Origin of the sequence: Oceaniferula flava, assembly GCF_016811075.1 — a bacterium.
Lineage (GTDB): Bacteria > Verrucomicrobiota > Verrucomicrobiia > Verrucomicrobiales > Akkermansiaceae > Oceaniferula > Oceaniferula flava.
Genome location: NZ_JAFBGL010000005.1, coordinates 264,286 through 284,613 on the forward strand (window position 1 = coordinate 264,286; position 20,328 = coordinate 284,613).

Genomic DNA, 20,328 nt, shown 5'->3' on the forward strand with positions numbered 1-20,328 from the left:
GGAGTGCTGAGACTTAGTTCTGGCTTGAGTTTAGATGATGCGATGCCGCTTAGAATTGTTCATGGCAGAGGTGACATAATCTTTCCTTCAGTCTGGGTAACCACGACCGCTGCCGCCAGCTGTTCAACTTGATTTCCTCGCAGTGTCTCAGGTTGTCTTTAAAAAGCTGGTCGAGCTCGCCGGTTACTTTTTCCGAGGCTATGCCGACGGTGATCTCGTTGTTGATCTCGAACGATCGATCGTCGAAGTTCGAGGATCCGATACCCGCCCATTGACCGTCGATGGTGAAGACTTTTTGATGCAGTAAGGTCACTTGATATTCGTGGATTCGAACACCGATGTTCAGTAGCTGATCGTATATTTTCCGACCGGCGTAGGTCACGTAGGTGGAGTCAGTGGAGTCCGGACCTGGGGTCATGATCTGGACATCGACGCCTCGTTGCACGGCCTGTTTGAGGGCCTCGATTCCACGTGAGTCGGGGAGGAAATAGGGGTTTTGAATTCGGATGGTCTTCTTAGCCAAGGCAATGGCGATGTAGTGCAGCACCTGCACTGAGGACGGCGCGTTGTCTGGCTTGATGGATGCCACGTGGGCCTTGATGTCGCCGCACGGATCGAGGGGAGGGAAGGTGTCCTCATCCAGAAAATGCTGCCGCGCCGCCTCCGCCCAGTTGAGCGCAAAGGTCGACTGGATGGAGCCCACGATCGGACCGGTGAACCTGGCGGTGACATCTTGGAAACGACTGAACTTCTCCTGATCTTCCAGCCACTGGTCGGTGATACAGTGCCCCCCTACGAAGGCACTGGTGCCATCTAGCACCAAGATCTTCCGGTGATCGCGGATGTTGAATCGACCGAAGTTCATGGGGGAAATGGGGTGGAAATTGTAGAGCTCCACACCCGCTTTCTCGAGTCGTTGTCGGGTGCCTTTCCCCATGTTTGAGCCACCTCGGGCATCCACCATGACGCGCACCCAGAGTCCACGCTGAGAGGCTTCCACCAGTGCGTCAGTGATCATCTCGGAAGCCTTGCCCTGTTTCCAAAGAAAGGTTTCCAAGTGCACCGTCCGCTGGGCTTCGCCGATGGCCTCAATGACTGCAGGAAAGAAATGCTCGTTCTTAATCAGCTCCACCGCGTTGCCGTCTAACAATGTTCCGTGTGTGGCGCCAGCGAGTGCATGCAGTGAATCCTGGATGTTGCCATCCGGGTCATCGTGATAGACGCACTCTTGGTGGCGAGTGAGTCGCCAGATCATGAAGACGAGGAGAGCGGTTGTTAGGCTCAGGATGATTTCTAATGCAGTCATGGGGGGATGTTAAAGAGGTTCATCATAACACTGTTCTGTCTTGGCTGCAAAGTGGACTTCGTGTGAGACCATGGTTGCCAGTTTTCTAACAAAATATTGTAATGCTCTAAAATCTTCGTCTCGACGTAGCAATGATTGCAAAGTGAAACATGGAAGTTTGCATCTTGCCCCACCTGTTTGCCTCAGCAGCTTTTTCGGGATTCAGGGATGAGCCGTGGCGGTGTGTGGTGACTACCTTATAATCAGCGTTTAGAGGCTGGTCTTCTACCGCGTTCCGCTGCTGGGACGCTGTCTGGCATAGATTATGCGATATCAATTTCAGTCTGACTCATCGCGGTCCGAGTGGATCATTCGAAGAGATCAAGGCATCAAACAAATCCAGATTCAAAACTATGAAAAAAACATTAGCTACTGTCCTGAGTTTACCTTCCATCGCATTTGCCGGCCCCTCCGAGATGGCCCCTCAGCAGATTCATGTCAGCCCCACTCTTCATGATGAGCCCGATTGGTTCATCGGCGCATCCGGCGGCTTCTTGCTTGATGCCGAAGACGAATTCTACTCCCTGCAAATTGGCAAACGCATCGACAACTTGGGCGACTGGAAACAGTCCCTCTTCCTCGACATCGGTTACTCAGAACTGAAGAACGACGGTGACGAACTGAACCTCGAAGAGTCGTTTAACCTCACCTCCGACGACAGCTTCACTGGCGATGCCGACATCGAAGCGGACTTCATTCCCATCACCCTGAACTACATGCTCGAAAGAGAGCTGACTACCAACCTGAACTTCTACATGGGAGTGGGTGCCGGTGTCGCTATCATTGATGCTGATGGTGATTTTGACGATCCAGCGAACTCCATTGACGATTCTGGAAACGACAGCAAGTCGACCTTCTTTGCCCAAGCATTCCTAGGCCTGTCGTATGACTTTAACCCAAACCTGAGCCTCTATGGCGGAGCTCGCTACATGTATATCGATGACTACTCATTGACTACTAACAGCGGATCGAAGATCGAAGTTGACGACAATGATGACGTCCTTGTGGAGATGGGGATCCGTGTTCGCTTCTAGAACTAATCTACCATAATAGTTGAAGTCGCTCCCTGTGCGGGGGGCGGCTTTTTTTTGCTGTCTGATGAGATGTTAGGTTGGGGGGCTGGTTGCATAGAACAATGCCGGGTGCTGTATTGAGCTGACTCCGTCTGCTGCACCGGTGACATTGAATTTGCGTGCTCTCCGGGAGAATTGATGTTTACTCATCGCTATGAATGATAACTCGATTTCCCGCCGACCATTTTTAAAGACGGCCATTGGCGCTGGCCTGGCAGCAACGCTCGTTCAGGGGCGGGCCCAGCAGGATGATGACAGCCCGGATAAGAAAAAGTTGGGCTGGGCCATCGTGGGGCTCGGCGGGCTGAGCAAGGGTCGGATTGGTCCGGCGCTGATAAAAACCAAACACGCCCACATGGCCGGCGTGGTCACCGGCACAGCGGAGAAAGCCAAGGAGTGGCAGAAAAAATACGGATTCAAGGACAGCGGGATTTATAACTACGACAACTTTGACGAGGTCATCAAGAACCCGGATATCGACGTGGTTTACCTGGTGTTACCGAACTCGATGCACAAGGAGTTCACCCTCAGAGCGGCGAAGGCCGGCAAGCATGTCTATGTGGAAAAACCCATGGCCACCTCACCGGAGGAGTGCCGCGAAATGATCGACGCCTGTGACAAGGCCGGGGTAAAATTGGGCGTGGCCTACCGACTGCAATTCGAGCCTCACCACAAGGAAATGATCCGCTTTGCCAAGGACAAGACCTTTGGAAATGTTCGCCACATGGATGCCGGTTTTTGTTTTCGGATGGGCGGCTCGGACGGCTGGCGCTTGAAGAAAGCCATGGGCGGCGGAGCGCTGTTCGATGTCGGAGTCTACGCCATCCAGGGCGCGCGCTACGTGTTCGGTGAAGAGCCGGTGACCGTGAGTGCGTTGGAAACCAAAACCGATCCGAAAAAGTTTGCCGAAGTGGACGAAACCGTGACCTGGACGATGCAGTTTGCGTCCGGAAAAACCGCCAACCTGATCTGCTCCTTCAACATGGGAGGATACAATCAGCTCACGGTCTTCGCCGACAAAGGCCGCTTTGGTATGGCTCCTTGTTTTGGCACACGGGGGCAGAAAGGCTGGACGTCTGATCCCAAAACCCCTCTGAACTTTCCGCAGACCGATCACTTTCAGGTGCAGATGGACATCTTTTCCCAAGCCATCATGGATGGGAAGGACTCCACGGTCAGTGGCCTTGAGGGGCTCAAGGACCACCTTGTGATGGAAGCGATCTTTAAGTCCATCGCCAGCGGCAAGGCCGAGGCGGTGGGCAAGGTGTGATGTCATCTATTCCTCCAGCGAGCTTTGAGGTCGCTGGAGGGATGGCTGCGGCTAGCGCTACGCTAGGGGCAGCGGGTAGGACTTTCCGGCAAGGGTGTCGAATTTCCACTCCTGCTTCCCGTAGACCACCACGCACGGTTGACCCGATTTCGAATGGATGGTGACGGCGCTGAGCTTGCCGTCTTTCCACGTCATATCGACTTCGAATCCACCGCGAGCACGCAGGCCCTTCAGGGAACCCGTCGGCCAAGATTTGGGAAGGGCGGGGAGCAGCTGGATTTGTTCCGCATGACTCTGGACTAACATCTCGCAGTAGCCGGCGGTGGCACCGAGGTTGCCATCGATCTGGAACGGAGGGTGTGAGCAGAGCAAGTTGGAGTAGACGCCGCCGCCGCTGTTGCCGTAGATGGTGCGGGTTTCGCCCACCAGGTTGATCAGGCTGCGGAGTAACTTGTGCGCGCGGTTGCCATCGCCCAAGCGTGCCCAGAAGTTGATTTTCCATGCGCGACTCCAGCCGGTGCTGGCGTCTCCGCGGGCATTGAGTGAGACCCGGGCGGCCTCGGCCAGCTTCGGTGTCTGGGCCATGCTGATCTGACGACCGGGGAAGAGGGCGAAGAGGTGGGAAACGTGGCGGTGTTTGTCCTTGGGATCATCTTTGTCGATCTCCCATTCCTTGAGCTGTCCCCAGCGTCCGATGGCGGGCTTCAAGAGTGCATCGCGCATGGCGGCGATGTGATCCCGGAAGGCCTTGTCGTCGCCCAAGGCGTCGGCGGCTTCGACGGTGTTGTTGAACAGATCGTAAATGATTTCCTGATCGTAGGTGACGCCTTCCTCCGGCTCATACTTGTACTGCTCTGGCGACCATCCATCCGGAGTGACCAGGGTGCCGTCGGGGCGGCGTTTCAGGTGATCCTCCCAGAAGTGGCAGATCTCCTTCATGATCGGGTAGGCGGTTTCACGCAGATATTTCTTATCGCGACCAAAGGCGTAGTGCTCCCACAGGTGTTGGGCATACCAGGCGCTGCCAGGGCCATTCCACTTCCAGTAGCCGATGCCGCAGGCGTTGTTCATGGTGCGGATGGTCCAGCCGCGGACGTCACCGTATTGCACGCGTGTGATCTGGGCACTGGGTTTGCGGATGCTGTCGACGTAATCAATGAACGGCTCATGGCACTCGGCAATGTTGGCGGTTTCCACCGGCCAGTAGTTCATTTCCAAGTTGATGTTCGAGTGATAATCGCCCGCCCAGACGGGGATGTTGCTGTGGTTCCAGACACCTTGCAGGTTGGCCGGCAGGGCACCGGGGCGCGAGCAGGAGATTAACAGGTAGCGACCAAACTGGCAGAAAAGAGCTTCGATTTCCGGGTCGGCTGTCTTGTCACTGGTGTATGCAGCGAGTCGCTCCGCGGTGTTTTTGGCCGCGAGTTTGCTGTCGGTGCTTCCGAGGTCGATGGCGAAGCGGTGGAACAGGGATTGATAATCGCTAATATGCTCGGCGAGCAGATCTTTGTAGTCCTTGGCCGAGGCCGCGGCGACGCTGCGGGTCACTTTTTCATGCGGGTGTTCGCCTAGCCATTCCTTGCTGTGATCCTGCGCGAAGTTCGTGCCGGCGCCAAGCACCAGGGTGACGCTGTCGCAGCCGTGGAACTCGAGACCCAATGGTGACATCGGGCTGCTCAGTGAGTTCTCCGGCTTGCCTGGCTTCAGCTCGCCACCTTCGTGCAGCACCTGAAGTTGTGATTCGTATTCAAACCCGTTCGACATCTTGCCGACGGCCTTGAAGCGGTTTTTGGCCAGACGGATCTTGGCCTCGTGCATGTCGGTGAGCCAGACGCGCCCGGTGTAGGCGCCCGGTTTGCTGGCGGATAACTTGACCACAATAACCTTCGCCGGATGACTGGCAAAGGCGGTCTGGGTGTAGCGCACACCTTTGTAGTCGTAGCTCACCGTGTGCACAGCGCGATCGATGTCCAGTTCGCGTCGGTAGTTACTGACTTTGCTGGATTCATGACCGAGGCGGATGAAAATGTCGCCAAACGCCTGATGGGATCCGAGGTTGATGGTTTCCTCCTCTTCGCTGTCGCCTAGAACCGTGCCTTCCGGAGCCATGCGATCGCCACTCCACAGGCTGATTTCATTGAACTGAATACGCTCGAGCTCCGTGCCGCCGAAGAGCATCGCACCCATCGGTCCGTTACCGATCGGTAGCGCTTCCTTCATCCAGTTTTCAGCGGGTCGGCTGTACCAGAGTGAAAGTGGGCGGGAGTTGTTTGTTGGACTTGTAGGTGTGGATTGCATTGCGCCAAATGAGGTGTGTGGTGCCATGCCGAGCGCGGCAGTGGCGAGGGTCGAATGGCGTAGGAAAAAACGCCTGGAGATGAGGTTGCCCTCTGCTTTGGAATTCTCGGACATGGTGAGTTGAGTTAGATTTGTTAGGATGCGTCACCTGTGTGAGGACAGGTAAGAATGGACGGTCAGCAGGGGGCGTTGAACAATACGGACGATCGATGGAACTCTTTAACGAATCGTCCCGGAATCAAGGATTTCCGCAGAAATCATACCCGCTCCCTGACCTCATTTCTGACCTACTTGGCAGCAGCGGACGGCGGCTCGTAAGCCGAATGATCCAGTCCGTTCAGGTGGGCTGGAAGTTGCTCAACTCGCTACGCGCGAGAGCTTTGTTGCCTCCGGAGGCTTAGTGTTGCACCACCTTAATCCGGATGAATTTGTGTTCCATGTCCATAGGCACGGTCACGGTGATGGTTTCGATGTCGCCATCATCGGCGGTGACTTCCTCGGTCAGCCCGATGGTTTTCCAGCTGGATTCTGTGAGGTCGGACGACCACTCGGCTTGGATGGTGACGCTTTCCAACTTCCGGCGACTGTACTCAAACGTCATGGTCTCGCCTTCTTGAGTCATCGGGGAAACGGCGGAATCCGACTTGAGGGGATCGGTGTTTAACATCCATTCCGTCTCATTGTTCATGCCGTCCTGATCCGGATCGGCCGTGGGTGCATTGTCGGGGTTGTCCGGATCGGCGACGATGGACGACTCAGACCATGCCTGATAGGAAAAGTTCTGGGCTTCGTCGACCTGGATGTTGTCGATGGCTGGATCGGCGGCATTCCAGCGAGTGTTGGCAGTCCGGAAGCGGAGTTTGATATTTGCGTTGCCAGCATAGGCTGAGAGATCGATGTCAGCTGTGGACCACTGATCGGAGCTGCTGGAATGCTGTTGGTTGTCTTTGAACCACACCCCGTTGGTCCAGCTTGTGCCATCGTGCACATCAAGAGAGAGATAGTCGATATAGGGACCATACATGTGATAGTCGAATCGCATGGATGGCGAGGTCATTGAGCTGAAGTCGAAGAGAGCTTCAATCGAAGATGTCTTGTAAGCGCCTAATCCGTGGTGTCCTTCTGCGTAGAGGTAGTAGCTACCGTCGGAGGCTCCACTCGGGCCGGACGCTGCTGTTTCCGTTCCTCCAGTGTGGTTCATCCAATTGTAATCATCGTCTGTTGACTGTGCCCAGTCGCCGCTTGTTCCAGCCTCGAAACTTTCGGAGTAGGGAGGGGTAACGGTATTAATGACAGCCATCGCTGATCCTGTGAGCGCTCCAGAGGCGTTGGCGTTGGCGGATTTGTCACGGGCCACTACCGAGTAGCTGTAGGTGACTCCATCGTCGAGACCTGTATCCAAGTAGACAGGGCTGTCCTGCCAGCCACTATCATGGGAGCCGTCTGCGACACTGGTGTTGGTGAAATAATATTCCACCTCCGCAGGGTCGGTGGTGAGGGATACCTCCATCTTAATCGAGCCGGCTCCGAAGGTGGCTGGAGCGAAGGACCAAGTTAGAGGGTTGGGGCTGGGGGCCTGAATATCCATGGTGGCCCACACCGCCGGGTGATCGGACAAGGCCGCTGAGACGGTGGTGTAGTGGCCATCGTGGCTGTGGACCTTCATGCTGTTGACGTGATCTCGACCATTGTATTTGTGATCGGTGGTGGGGAGGATTTCAGTGACGTCTTCGTGTAAGAGGTTGAAATCACCGAGCATGATCAACTTGTCCGCCTGATTGAGTGCTGTGATGCCGAGTTGTGGGTAGACATAGTTATCGCGCAGCTTCGTCAGACCTTCCTTTTCCGATTCAAAATCGTTGTCGTTGAAATTGTAAGTATTGTGGAAATGGAAGATGTGCACTGTGTCGTTACCCAGCTTGATGGTGACATACTGGGCGTGTCGTTCCCATTCGTCGCCGCCCGGGTCCGTTTGGATAAGTTGGCTGTGGGTGCTTTCGAAGGGAATTTTGGATAGGATGGCAATGGATGTTTCCGAGGTCGACCACCAGTATTTGGTTGTCTCATTGACCGTCTGATAGGTGTAAGGATAATCAGAGAGGATGCTTTTAATGTCCGTCCACCAGCCGTTCTGAAAATCGACCTCCTGCAGGCAAATCACATCTTCGCCCTGGAGGAAGTTATCGCGGAAATCGATGATGTTCTGGCGGTTGTAGGTGCTGTCACCGCTGCCTTTTCCTCCATGGATGTTGTAGGTCACGATGGAAAAGTCCGCGTAATCACCAAGGATGGCGATGTTGTCCATTCCAAGTGCCTGATTATTGACATTGGCGGTATCGACTTCAAAGCGGAAGTTGGCTTCTTCGCCGGGGGCTAGGATCTGATCAGCCAGCTGGCTGAGATCGAGTTCTTTGTCCTCGTAGTCGGAAGTGGCCCCCAGTCCATTTAAGATCGACTCCCACCGCGCGAGAAGGGTTTCAGCCTGTGAACCTCCGTTTGCATTCGTGAGGTCTCCGCTTTCGTAATAGAGATTCAAGTTTTGCGGAGAGTTTCCGTTGATGCTTGCGAAATCGAACACCACCTTGCTGAGGTGAATGTTGCGTGTGCTGTTGTTTTTTACAGAGAACTGAATCGTGGGTCGGTCGATCCGGAGACTCATGACGCCATTGGTGTCGGTATTGCCGACTGCTTGGCTGGGGCCGTATGTTCCGTCGGTCGATCCCCATGTGTGCCTCGCGCCATCACCACCCCAGAGAGAGCCGGAAACGTTTTTGACATCGCCGACGGCAGCTTTGGCACCTGACTCGGCCCGATGAGCCGCGTAGGCGGAGGAAAAGTCATTCCAGCCCGCTAATACCTTGTCATCTGCCTGCAGTCCGGCTGTGGGAATGAGGCTGAAAAAGGGAAGAAGGGGGGCGAGGTAGAGTTTGATTCTGCGCATGAGTCAATGTGTGTGTAACGGGAATTTACGCTTTTTAGGCGTGAAGAAAAGAACCATTTCAGGAGGGCGTGGTTTCGCTCAGATACTCGGGCCTTCGGTCTAGGCGGGAGCTCCAAGTGAATGGAACAAGGCCTGAGAGATGTATTTCCTACGCTTCTCAGCGCTCGCTGGGATAAAAATAGCTCATCTTTTTTTGGATTATTTCATGTGGGGGACGCTCTTAGTGAAGATGAAACGATTCAACATGTTCGCGGCGGCCATCGCCCTAATCAGCATGCCGATGCTCCAGGCGGCCAACCAGCCGGCGGCGGTGAAGGTCGGTGACAAGGCTCCCGACTTCACCCTCACCAGCACCGATCACAAGCAGGTGTCACTCTCGGACTATGCTGGTAAGCAGCTGATTCTGGTGTTCAGTAGGGCCCATTGGTGACCGTTCTGCGTCAAGCAGCTGGTGCAGCTGCAAGCGAAGAAAAAAGCGTTCGATCAACTCGGCGTGGAGATGGTCTGTGTCTTTCGTGAGGAACGTGGTGGACTGGCAGGGGCGAAGAAAACCGCCGACTCCACCGGGTTTTCCCCCCTCCTTCTCGATTACCCGATCGCCAAAACCAAGGCCTACTCGCAGGGTAGCTACTCGACCTATCTCATCGGCAAAGACGGCAAGATCAAAGCCGAGCTAAACGGCTTGAAAAAAAATCGCCCGACCGCTGACGCCATCGCAGCCAAGGTCAGCGAAGTCTTCAAACCAACCCCAACCAAACCATGATCCTCCGGACTCTCATCATCGCCATGGCTCTTGTGAGCATCGCCTCAGCGGCTTATTCACCGAAGCCTGGCGACCGCTTTCCTGATCTCAAGTTTCCTTCCATCACCGGCGGCGAGCAAGTTGCCGTTTCTTCTCTCACTGAGAAAAAGCTGATGCTGCACCTCTTTGCCTCCTGGTGAGCAGGCTGTCGCAGGCATGTGCCAGGTTGGCATCAGCAAACAAAGAAACTCGTCGCCAATGGTCAGTTGGCTGTCGCTGGGATTGTGCAGGAGCAGCACCCTGATAGGGCCGCGCTCTATATGCAATGGCAGCAGATGGACTGGCCGGTCTTGTCCGATCCCTTCAATGATCTCGCCATCTCCGCCGTGCCCATCACCCTACTCATTGATGAACACGGCATCATCCGCTATCGCAACCCCAAGCCGAAAGACCTTCAGCGATTTCTGCAAACGACGTATTCAGACCAGGCGGAAAAGCAGCCGGTCCGCTTGCTGCCGCGGGGGATCGAGGAGTTAGAGTCTCTACTCGCCCAGTCGCCGAAGAATGCGACGGCGCACTTCCGACTTGGTGTGGCCTACCGGATGCGCTTCGATTCTGAAAAGAGGCAATTTGACGACTTCGCCAAGGCGATGAGCCACTGGCAGACCGCGCTGGAGCTCAACCCGAACCAATACATCTGGCGTCGGCGCATTCAGCAGTATGGTCCCCGCCTTGATAAACCTTACTCGTTTTACGATTGGGTTAGCCAAGCTCGCCGCGATATCTCGCAGCGGGGAGAGGTCGCACTACCACTGAGTGCGGAACCTTCGGGCGCGGAGTTCGCGGTTCCTTCACGATCTGCTGGGCGCGGGAAAAAAGAGACAGCTCTCAAGCACCCCGACCCCCAAGGCCAAGTAGCGCGTGATACCAAGGGACTGGTGAGCTCTCGCACCGTGATCGTCGCCTCCACCAATCGTAAGAAGTCCGCCGTGCGCGTTCATCTCACCCTGCAACCCGGCGAGCTAACAACGTGGACCAATGATGCCGGTAACGTCAGCTTTCATCTCGACCCCGATTCTCCCGTGGAGGTGCGCGATTTGAAAATCCCAACACTGCCGAAGTCGGACAGCAGCGCGGAAACGCGGGTCGTTGAGTTCGAGTTGCACCCAAAAGCCGGTCAGCCTCTGCCCGACAAGATCTCAGCCTCCGCCTTCTACTACGTCTGCACCAAGAGCGATCACACCTGCCAATTTCTGCGCAGCGACATGATGATCACCTTGAAAAAATGATGAGATTCTCGTCGAGGAACGTCGTTGTTAGGTTTCGCCTTGCTCCACCATCAGGAGAACAAGCCGCTAAGCTCCGGTGACCCAGCGCGACTTCATGCGTTCGATCTCGGCGGCGGTGAAAAAATGCTGGGTATACCGGCACTCTAAAATCTGCTGGCCGAGGTCTTCGGGGAAAACGACGGTGTTTTTGAACTCCTGATAGAGTTTTTTTAGCGACTTGTCGGTGGTCGAGTTCCGGCGTTCGATGTTGACACCGGGAAGCTCCAGGAAATCGGAGGTCAGCTCGGACTTTTTGCGGTCGTCTAAGGTGGTTCTCAGCACCAGGATATCGTAAGGTGCTTGGCGGATGATTCCCCATTCGCTGACCGGGTCGAAGGGATGAGCGAAGATGTCGACACCCAGCGCCGGTTCGAACTCGTTCTCAAACCATCGCTGTGGTCCCAAGTGATTGCTGTTGTTCAGAAAATCATCGATCAGCTTTTTCAGATTCTCCTGGTTGAGTTGGAAACCTTTGCGGATGGCTCGGTTGTTTTCAAAGTAGGCAGAGATGTTTCGCTCAAAAGGATCGCGGACCAGGGTGATGATTTTCACTGGCAGTCTGGGTTCCACGATCTTAGCCGACAGCTGGTCGGAAAGCTGCCCCCGTTTATCGATGGCAAAGGCCTCGTCTCCTTGATGGGAGCGATTCTTGTCAATGTTCGCCCGGTTGAGCGAGTGGGTGTGAAAGCCAAAGCAATCGGTCCGGTCCTTCAACGCCTCGTAGATGGAGGTCGATGCCACTTTTCCCATCTGATAGACGATGCAGATAGGGGCGCCACCGGTGACACTGGCGGCGACCTTTTCGCGGGCCTTACGTATTTTGGCTTTGCGTTTGCGAACTTGTAAAAAGAGCATGACTGAGTGGTGGAAAGCCCGCCTACTGCGGGAGGATGTTTTAAAACAAACGGCCAGGCCGATACTTGGCAAGCGTTTTAACACTCGGCTTAAGCGAAAGTCTGAGTCACGAAACGGAGGGCACCGTTTCGATGAAATCATCCGGGAGTAGACCTCGGCGGCTCCATTGGCCCAGATCGCAGCCATTCAGCGCTGGGGCGAAGCTGTGCACTCGAAGCCCGCTCAAGGCAGCATAGTAGGCCAGTGAGCTGACGCCGGTGAGCAGGGTGTCGTTGGTCTGCAGGTGATCTTCGATGGAGAAATCTGCTGGGAGAAGCTGGATGGTGGAGGTCTGTCCACGGCGCTGCCAGGCATGGCCGATTTCCTGAAAATGGGCGTTGATGGAGAGATCGGCAAAGTGGAATTTGAGCCAGAGTGCGTCGTGGCCCGGGGCTAGCTGTGTGGCGGCATCGAGTAGCGCCTCGAGGTAGTCGTTCCAGATGACGCCGCGGTGGATGTAACTGGAATCTAACACGAGAATCAAACGCCGACCTTCACCGTCAGGGAATGGGGGGATGTGATCGCGAATATCGATGCGTTGAGGCATGCCTGCAAAGCCACGGGGCGAGAGCGCGTAGGCGCCGAGGAATTGGCTGCCGGCGTGATCGAACATCGGGCGTTTCGGTTGCGCTCCAGCCAAGCGGTAGCGCAAGGCATCGCGCAGTCGACGTCGCCACGGCAAGTTCGATTGATTGCGGCTTTCCCAGTCCATGCAGGTGAAACCCTCTTCAACAAATCCCCAGCCGCGGCAGCGGGGATGGGCGAGGATTTCGCGATAGCTGGGTTCGTTGGTATGCGGGAGCAGAACGTTGAAGGGCCCCGGTAGGACTTGTTCGAGTAGGCTGAACAAACGATTGCGAGCTTCCTGATAAGAGCTTCGATTTCCCCGCTTGATCGCGTTTTTGAGCTGGTCGTTGATCAGGTCCAGATGGCCGGGGGTCGATGGAGGCAGGGTGGATCGGAGGCCGACCCAAGCTACCCGATTACGCGGAATGTTTCGCTGTCGAATAGCCGCCTGACAGACACGGGTGACCAGCGGCGAGTGGGTCACGCAGAGTAATGCATCATCGTCAGCCATAGTCAGTGGTCGGCTGTGCCGTGGTGGTTTTCAGCACGGGCCGCGAAGGATGGCCCATCGAGATCGAGTAGTTCAGCCAAGGTTCCCTCGGCGTGGATGACACCGTCTAGCTTGAGTTTCCGCAGATAGTCGTGGGCGAAGAACAGATCGTGGGAAAAGTATGACCACAGGATCGATGCCCGTTCGTTCACCGTTTTTGCGCCGTGGTGGGTGGGGTTGAGGTAGGTTTGCTCGCTGAGGTAGAAGTCGGCGTGGTAAAGCGTCGGGCGTAGTCCTTGGCGCAGACACCAATCGACCACACGCAGGGTGATGTAGGTGAAGGGGGTGGTGGTGCCGCGGATGTTGTCGATTTCAAACCGCACGTTGTGCCCACCAGTCGACCGACCTGCGAGCTTGCGCGGGAGGATGGAAGTGGGGGCTGAAGCTTCTGCTGGCTGACGGAGGAGACGCTTGGCATTGTGGATGTTGAGAAAGAGGATGTCGCTACGTGTCCCTTGGCTGGCTTGGTGTTCAGGTTCGGATGGAGGTCGGGTCGTGCGGCCGACGAAGTCATGTGCCTCAATGGAGTCCCCCGCGTCAGAGCTTGGCGTCCCGGGAAGGACCAAGGCGATCGTTCCTTGGTCGCAGGAAACCGGCGACTGGTTGAGCTCGCCGTTATGGAAGTCGCTCCAGAGGGTGTAGGCCTCGGAGAATTTTCCGGCGAGCATCGCTTGAGCATAGCGCAGAGTCCGAACATTTTCCTCCGGAGCATGGCCGGAGTGCAGCGCTTGGAGGAGTTGGTGAATGTCGCTCTGCAGCTTCTCAAGGTCGCTGCGATCGAATGCCCGGATCGATCGCTGACGGAGCCGACGATTGGTGCGCGTCAGAAGGTGAGCGATCAAGATGTCGGGCGACAATGCCGTGCGGCGAAGAACTGCCGCAGCGAGCTCAAGGGAGCTGTCATGACGTCGTAGGCGCACCAAGGCAGTGCGCAGCAATCCGCTGGAAAGCTGGGTTTTGAACGACGTGGCGGGAGCGGTTTTCATCGGGGCGGTGCGTCTTAGTTGCAAACGCAGGAGGCCTGCGTCAGACAGGGTAACCTATGACGTGCAGGTGCGGACGAAAGACTGGGATGGTGTCAAAGTGCTCACAAACAGGGAGCCATTTTTCATCCTTCACCCCTAACCGAAGCGGCGTTGCAAGCGTGGCTGGAGGAAATTCGCCAGCACGATCGTGAGTGCTCCAAGGTAGAAGCTGAGCCGAAGTTCCTCGTGTTCGCCAAAGATGAGGGCGGCGGCCATGATCCCATAGACAGGTTCAAAGTTGGCCGCGAGGTTGAGCTTGTAGGCGCTGATTTGACGTAGCAATCGATTGGTAAAGTCCTGGGCAAAGACGGTGCAGACCAAGGCCAAAATCAAGAGCCAGAGCCACTCGGTAGGATCGGAAAAAGCCATGGCGCCATACCCGCCGGGATCAAACACCGGGATGGCGAGGCTGCAGACGGCTGCGGCTGCCATCATCTCCCAGTAGACCATCACCATTGGGTCGCTGCCGGAGACCACCATGTGTTTATTCACCACCATGAAAATCGCCGCCAAAAAGGCGCTCACCAGTGCCAGGCCAAGCCCCGCGAAGTAGGCACTCTGGGTGCCGGCGATCAGCACAATGCCCGCTAAGACTAACAGCCCAAGCATGACCTCGTAGGTTCGGATTCGGCCACGATTCAGCAAGGGCTCTGCGAAGGCGGTGAACAAGGACAAGGTGGCCAGCCCCGCCAGTGCGATCGAGACATTGGCAATCTTCACCGCGCCGAACAGGCACAGCCAGTGCAGGCCGATGAGCACGCCGATTCCCATCAGCTTGGCCACCACTACCTTGCCGAGCCAGAGTTTGCGATCGGACATACATTTCACCCAGAGCATCGCCCCGAGCGTCGCCAGAAGGCAGCGCCAGGTGACCAACACCGAGGCACTTAAACTGCTCAACCGCCCCAGGATGGTGGTCGCTGCAAAAATAAGAACCAGCAGGTGGAGTTGAAGAGTCGGATGAATGGCAAGACGGATACAGAACGGATCCGGAGAGATGTCAACTCACGGCTCGCTGATTCGGTGTCGGGTGTGAGTAAAGAGGGGAGGCTTATCGCGACTCTCGTGACCTAAAATAATTGGCCGAACTCGACGGCGATCTCTGCCAGTCGGGCTTTTTCCGTGTCGGAAAATTCGTAGGGCTTCACCTTGCCGATGCCCAGTGTGCCGATTACGCGCTCGCCGTCGTTGGAAAAAATAGGCACAGCGAGCGAGCCGGAGACGCCGGTTTTGCGGGCGTCTTCTTTGGCCACTCCACCGAGGTCTTGTTGTAGATTGCACAGCTCCACCGGTCCGCGACTTTCTGCAGCCACGCCGGCGATGCCTTTGCCGAAGGGGATTTTGGAGATTTTATCCATCAGGAAATCCGGCACTCCGATGGCGCTTTTCAAGATCAGCCACTCGCCCTCGGCTTGATGCAGGGTGCCGGTCTGACACTCAAATTCCTCCATGGCCGTTTTCAGTTTCATGTCTAATTCACTCATGCAGACAAACTGAAATCGGAGAGGCTAACTGTCCAGTGAGAAAGCGGTTAGGCAAAGGGTATTTTCCTAGGGGATACTGATGCCTAGTAATACGCCACTGAGATGTTAGTTGATTGAAAATGAACCTATCGACGTGGGGTTTATTATGAATTGTTATTGACTAACTAAACAGTGTTTTAATAGTGCCGCTATGCGTCTACCCCACTTTTCGGCTTTATTGTTAGTTTCTCTATCCGCTTATAGTCATGGAGATACATACACCTGGCTAGGAGGTGGTGCTAACAATAATACCACGACAGAAGCCAACTGGTCATCCAACACTGCCCCTCCGCATGGGCAAGGTGTGGGCACAGGAGCTGCCGTTTGGGACTTTTTCAGTGAGCAATCGCGGTCCCCATATCTCGTTAGCGATACCAAGTTAGGTAGCATAGAGTTCAGCTCCAGGTTAAGCTATAGCCTAGGGGGGGCATCAAGAACCATCAGCCTCAATGAGACAATCCTCAATGACGGTGGCGGGACTGCCACGCTTGCCCCAAGTATTAGTGTGAATGGTGGTTCGGCAAGCATCAGCGCAACCAATGGCTATATTGTCCTTAATGGGGGAGTGGCCACTAACAACAAAGATTTGGTGCTCAATGCTGATGAGAGCCAAACATTGACGATTAACGGTGTCTTAAGCGGTGGTTATTTACCAAACTATGGCGGAGTTGGTCTTACCAAGAATGGCACCGGAACCTTGGCTCTGGCTGGAAATAACACGTTTAGTGCGCCATTGAATGTGACGGCTGGGACATTGTCCCTACTGGACGATAACGCTCTTTCACCGAACATCGAGAGTCTAAGTATTGCTGAAGACAGCACATTGGTCGTCGGGGATGGGGTGTCGATCTCGGACCGCCCAGTTATCTTGGCTGGCACTCTGGATTTCGAGGGGACATCCGATTGGTCTTTCGAGGACGGATTGGAATTAGTGGGAGCGGTAGTAACATCTGAAGATGTCCCCGCGCGTGTGGTGCTGTCTGCTTCAGGAACTTCCGGCACGCTGGATAGCACCGATCCTATTGTGTATACGGGCGGTGGGTACTTGGAATTGAAAGCTAAGACTGGAGCGACGTTGAAAATCGATGGTGAACTGAATATCGACCCAGACGGTAGTTACACGAAGGTGCAAGTGGGTGATGACGGTAGTGAGTATGAAGGCACGGTGGAGATCAATAATGGGATTAATCGTTATCCCGGTAGTAATGGCTCTTTGTATTCAATCATCGTTAAGTCAGGCACTCTGAGATTGGGTATTGGGGAATATGATGAGTTCTTCAGGTTTAGCCTCTTTGAAGATGGTCATGTCGATATCAAGAATGGGCATGTGTCCATCCCCCGCTTGTCCGGCAGTGGGGATATGACGGTGGGGGTTAGCGGTCTGACCATCTTTCAAGATATGGATGAGACCTACAGTGGCGATATTCAGGGTAACGAAGGATCTCGGGTTACCAAAAAGGGAGACTCAGTCCTGACCGTGCAGGGTCAACTTAACCCATCCAGCATTATCATCGAAGAGGGAGAACTGAAACTCGATGATGGTCAGCTGCACGCGACTACCGGTCTGAGCCACGAAACGGAAGTATCCGGCACCGGGGTTCTCTCGGGTGTTGGGCAGGTGGATGATCTGCGTATTAGTAGCGGCGGAGTGCTCCGCCCTGGATTGAACGAGGTGGGCGTCATGGTCGCTGACCGAGTTTTCCTGGAGAGCGGTGGCATCGTGGAGTGGTCTCCCGACTCGTGGGTCGGGAGTGCTGGAGTTGGCTGGCCGACTGTTAGTGCCAATAGCACAACGATCAATGCAACCAGCAGCAGTCGCACAGTGATTCGGATTGATACGGACGCGATCAGTGATTTCATCGATGGGAATGCCAAGTTTGTCATCCTGTCTGGTTCGCTCACTGGCTTTGACGCGGATAAATTTGAGATCGAAGACCTGAGTGATTCACCACTTGAGGGCAGTTGGTCGGTGGTTGATGATGCATCGACTACTGGACTCGCTCTCAAATACACATCGGCTGACCCTTACCTGGCTTGGATCAATGATCACGGCTACACCGGCGCAGAAGCGGAGTATGCTGCCGACCCTGATGGTGACGGATTGGTCAATGGAATCGAGTTTGTCCTCGGCTCTGCTCCCAGCAGCGATGATGGGCAGAGTCTCCCTGTCCCGACGGTGGAAGATGTCAATGGCAGCGATCACCTGTGTTTCACATTCACTCGCACAGATGAATCTGCATATACATCACCTACCGGCATGGTTTCTGTCGACTTATCTCTCTGGGTCCCCATGTATAGTGTGACTGGCTACATCATCAATGAAACCGATCTTGGAAATGGGAAAACGGAAGTGAAGCAGTACATTCCCTATGATCCGCAAACAACACCGAAGCTCTTTACCCGCTTGGAAGCTTCGGCGGAACCGAATGACGAATAGCGCGTGACGCAGCCGGTCAATCGGTTGATCGCCGCACGTGGCTCGTTAGGTTTTTAGGAAACCGCGAACAGTGCCTTGGCAACTGCTGGGGTCTGGTGGCTGGCGAGGCCGGCAATGTTGATGCGGCAGCTGGTGGTGCCGTAGATGCCGAAGTCCTGGCGTAGGCGATCCATTTGTGCCGGTGTTATCGGCAGCAGGGAGAACATCCCTTTTTGATAGCGCAGGCTCTGAAATTTTTCAGCAGCGCCAAGCTTCAGCAGCTCATCGGCAAGATCCCGGCGGATATCTGCGACCCGACGACGGCAGGCTTCCAGCTCTGCGAGCCATGGTTCTGGATCTTGAAACAGCATGGCAGCGACGGAAGAGCCGTGATCGGGTGGCATCGAGTAGTTCGCACGGGCGATTCTTTCCAAGGTGAAGCGGATATTTTCCAGCGGTTTGGCATCGGGTGCAATGATCATCGCCGCCCCGGTGCGTTCGCAGTAGAGCCCCATGTTCTTTGAGCAGCTGGCGACCACGAGCATCAGTTCATGTTCACGGGCCATCAGCCGGAGTCCGGCCGCATCCTCCTCGATGCCATCCCCAAAACCTTGGTAGGCGATGTCCACGAGAGGGATGAGTTTTTTCTCACGACAAAGATCTGAAAATGCCTGCCAGTGTTCGAGCGTGGGGTCGATGCCCGATGGGTTGTGGCAGCAGCCGTGGAGCAGTAGCACATCGCCAGCCTGGGCCTCGGCGAGGTCTTCCATCGCGGCGGCGAGATCGAGGGAATGATCGTGCTCTTGTTCCTGCCAGCGGTAGGCACCGAGCTTGAGACCGGCCGCCGACATGATCGGGTGGTGGTTGACATAGCCGGGGTCGGAAATCCACGCTGTGGCGCCGGGGGAGATGTGCGGGATGAAGTCGGCGAGTAAGCGCAGGGCACCGGTGCCGCCGACGGTTTGGATAGTGCATTGGCGATCGAGCACCGGGCTGTCCGGTCCGAGGAGGAAGCGCGAGATGCCATCGATAAATTCGAGGTTGCCGGACAGGCAGCGGTAGGACTTGGACGCCGCGGAAGCTGCCAATCGAGCTTCGGCATCCTGCACCGCCTGCATGACGGGTGTCTTGCCCTCGGCGTCGCGGTAAACTCCCACGACCAGGTCGATTTTTTCCTCCCGTTGATCGTGAGCGAATGCCGTGGTGAGCGCCCAAAGAGGATCGGATTCTGCGGGGGCGAGTCGGGAAATCATGAGGCCGGTAGGTGAGTGTTAGGTCGCGGATCGATTGGATAAGATGACTCCCACGGTGATGAGGAAGACGCTGATGGCGGTGCTGAAAGTGATCGATTCACCGAGGAAGGGCACGGCCAGAATGGCAGCGAGGGCGGGGGCGAGCGAGCCGATGGTGGCGCTCTTGGCGGTGCCCAAGCGCGAGATGGCGAAGGCATAACCGACGGTGGACAGCAGCCCGACCCCCAGGCCCTGAATCAACAGGAAGGGGACAGCCTGATGCAAGGTGATGCTATCGAGATGGCTGGGCACCACGCCGGTGAGCATCAACGTCACCAGCATGACCAATGAGCCCACTGCGAGCACGATGCCATTGCCGATGGCATCCAGCCCTGAGCTCCGCAGGCCGACGCTGTAGATCCCCCAGAACAAGCTGGCGACGAGAAGGTAGCCAATGCCTCGGAGCGTCTCCGGATCGATGCCCGCAGGCTGGGCGATGATCAGACCCAAGGCCCCGGCGATGATGATCGAGAGAGGTAACAGCTGACGGCGAGGCAATCGACGACGGTCGATTAGGAAATACACCAAGCTCACCGAGAGGGGCGCGGTTCCGGCGACCAGGGCTCCCACATGAACGGCGGAAGTGGTGCGGGCACCGGCGGAGGCGATGAAGAAAAAGGGAAGGCCTCCGCAGAGCACCATGAGCACATCGCGCAGGCGAAGTTTTTTAAACTCGGCGAAACGACTGGAAAAGGCGGGCAGCAGAGCGAGCACGGGAACGGCAAAACGTATCAGCGCCACATCCGCTGTGGTCAGTCCGGAAGTGCTGATCGCTCGCAGAGTCAGCGCGAAACCAGCCCAGATGATCACCACACTGTAGAGGACCAGGTAGCCGGTGGTTTTCGGACTGAGAAAGCCTCTTCGGACTTGAACTTGATCGGCGAGAGTGTGCATAGCGACGGAGGTCAGCTCTTGAGATGACACCGTAATTCTAACTCTGTCCTGGCAAAAACATCTTGCAGGATTCCACAGCGAGCGATGAGCATTCGGCAAGGTCGCTCAGCCTCGTGAATCCCGTCATTGCGCACTTCCTTATGACACTGATCGTTAAGGTAATGTATTGA

General features: G+C 55.7%; 17 protein-coding genes. 7 read left to right on the forward strand and 10 right to left on the reverse strand.

The genetic code is table 11. The annotated features are described in order from the left end of the window. Positions 1 to 49: 49 nt before the first annotated feature. Entirely contained in the window at positions 50 to 1,306 is a 1,257-nt protein-coding gene (locus tag JO972_RS09595) for a phospholipase D-like domain-containing protein (protein ID WP_309489820.1), read from the reverse strand. 392 nt (positions 1,307 to 1,698) lie between these two features. On the opposite strand from JO972_RS09595, the gene JO972_RS09600 reads away from it, so the two are divergent. Further along, positions 1,699 to 2,379, forward strand: coding sequence for an outer membrane protein (locus JO972_RS09600; RefSeq protein ID WP_309489821.1), 681 nt, complete (start codon positions 1,699 to 1,701; stop codon positions 2,377 to 2,379). A gap of 193 nt (positions 2,380 to 2,572) precedes the next feature. Continuing rightward, positions 2,573 to 3,688 carry a Gfo/Idh/MocA family protein gene (locus tag JO972_RS09605; RefSeq protein WP_309489822.1) on the forward strand — a complete coding sequence of 372 codons (1,116 nt, stop codon included), beginning with the start codon at positions 2,573 to 2,575 and terminating at the stop codon, positions 3,686 to 3,688. A gap of 57 nt (positions 3,689 to 3,745) precedes the next feature. On the opposite strand, the gene JO972_RS09610 is transcribed toward JO972_RS09605, so the two are convergent. Both JO972_RS09610 and JO972_RS09615 read right to left on the reverse strand, forming a co-directional pair. Then, entirely contained in the window at positions 3,746 to 6,100 is a 2,355-nt protein-coding gene (locus JO972_RS09610) for a glycoside hydrolase family 95 protein (protein WP_309489823.1), read from the reverse strand. Positions 6,101 to 6,383: 283 nt separating this feature from the next. Beyond that, positions 6,384 to 8,927, reverse strand: coding sequence for an endonuclease/exonuclease/phosphatase family protein (locus JO972_RS09615; RefSeq protein ID WP_309489824.1), 2,544 nt, complete (start codon positions 8,925 to 8,927; stop codon positions 6,384 to 6,386). A gap of 229 nt (positions 8,928 to 9,156) precedes the next feature. Between JO972_RS09615 and JO972_RS09620 the strand changes: the two genes are divergently transcribed. From JO972_RS09620 to JO972_RS09635, 4 genes are read left to right on the forward strand one after another with little or no spacing between them, the layout of a single operon-like run. Then, a complete protein-coding gene (locus tag JO972_RS09620) occupies positions 9,157 to 9,357 on the forward strand; it encodes a redoxin domain-containing protein (RefSeq protein ID WP_309489825.1) in 201 nt (66 codons plus the stop codon). A 21-nt stretch (positions 9,358 to 9,378) separates the two neighbouring features. Further along, positions 9,379 to 9,690 carry a hypothetical protein gene (locus JO972_RS09625; RefSeq protein WP_309489826.1) on the forward strand — a complete coding sequence of 104 codons (312 nt, stop codon included), beginning with the start codon at positions 9,379 to 9,381 and terminating at the stop codon, positions 9,688 to 9,690. Continuing rightward, positions 9,687 to 9,869, forward strand: coding sequence for a thioredoxin domain-containing protein (locus JO972_RS09630; protein ID WP_309489827.1), 183 nt, complete (start codon positions 9,687 to 9,689; stop codon positions 9,867 to 9,869). The genes JO972_RS09625 and JO972_RS09630 overlap by 4 nt, the downstream gene beginning before the upstream one ends. Before the next feature lie 18 nt (positions 9,870 to 9,887). Next, the gene (locus tag JO972_RS09635) at positions 9,888 to 10,958 is read left to right on the forward strand and encodes a thioredoxin family protein (RefSeq protein ID WP_309489828.1); all 1,071 of its coding nucleotides are present in this window, start codon (positions 9,888 to 9,890) and stop codon (positions 10,956 to 10,958) included. Positions 10,959 to 11,024: 66 nt separating this feature from the next. Here the strand turns inward: JO972_RS09635 and JO972_RS09640 are convergent, their stop codons facing one another. The 5 genes from JO972_RS09640 to JO972_RS09660 form a co-directional block, all read right to left on the reverse strand. Next, complete coding sequence (locus tag JO972_RS09640; protein ID WP_309489829.1) at positions 11,025 to 11,852, reverse strand: putative capsular polysaccharide synthesis family protein; 828 nt, start codon at positions 11,850 to 11,852, stop codon at positions 11,025 to 11,027. A 106-nt stretch (positions 11,853 to 11,958) separates the two neighbouring features. Beyond that, a complete protein-coding gene (locus tag JO972_RS09645) occupies positions 11,959 to 12,969 on the reverse strand; it encodes a hypothetical protein (RefSeq protein ID WP_309489830.1) in 1,011 nt (336 codons plus the stop codon). Between the two features lie 2 nt (positions 12,970 to 12,971). Further along, entirely contained in the window at positions 12,972 to 13,994 is a 1,023-nt protein-coding gene (locus JO972_RS09650) for a hypothetical protein (protein WP_309489831.1), read from the reverse strand. 135 nt (positions 13,995 to 14,129) lie between these two features. Beyond that, complete coding sequence (locus tag JO972_RS09655; RefSeq protein ID WP_343221572.1) at positions 14,130 to 15,032, reverse strand: DMT family transporter; 903 nt, start codon at positions 15,030 to 15,032, stop codon at positions 14,130 to 14,132. Positions 15,033 to 15,103: 71 nt separating this feature from the next. Continuing rightward, complete coding sequence (locus JO972_RS09660) at positions 15,104 to 15,502, reverse strand: GAF domain-containing protein (protein WP_309489833.1); 399 nt, start codon at positions 15,500 to 15,502, stop codon at positions 15,104 to 15,106. A 205-nt stretch (positions 15,503 to 15,707) separates the two neighbouring features. Between JO972_RS09660 and JO972_RS09665 the strand changes: the two genes are divergently transcribed. Beyond that, positions 15,708 to 17,993: an autotransporter-associated beta strand repeat-containing protein gene (locus JO972_RS09665; protein WP_309489834.1), complete on the forward strand. Its 2,286-nt coding sequence runs from the start codon at positions 15,708 to 15,710 to the stop codon at positions 17,991 to 17,993. A 53-nt stretch (positions 17,994 to 18,046) separates the two neighbouring features. Here JO972_RS09665 and JO972_RS09670 read toward each other — a convergent pair whose 3' ends face one another. Together JO972_RS09670 and JO972_RS09675 are read right to left on the reverse strand one after the other, a co-directional pair. Next, positions 18,047 to 19,225 carry an amino acid aminotransferase gene (locus JO972_RS09670; protein ID WP_309489835.1) on the reverse strand — a complete coding sequence of 393 codons (1,179 nt, stop codon included), beginning with the start codon at positions 19,223 to 19,225 and terminating at the stop codon, positions 18,047 to 18,049. Between the two features lie 18 nt (positions 19,226 to 19,243). Next, on the reverse strand, positions 19,244 to 20,158 hold the full coding sequence (locus tag JO972_RS09675) for a DMT family transporter (RefSeq protein ID WP_309489836.1): 915 nt from the start codon (positions 20,156 to 20,158) through the stop codon (positions 19,244 to 19,246). Positions 20,159 to 20,328: the final 170 nt, after the last annotated feature.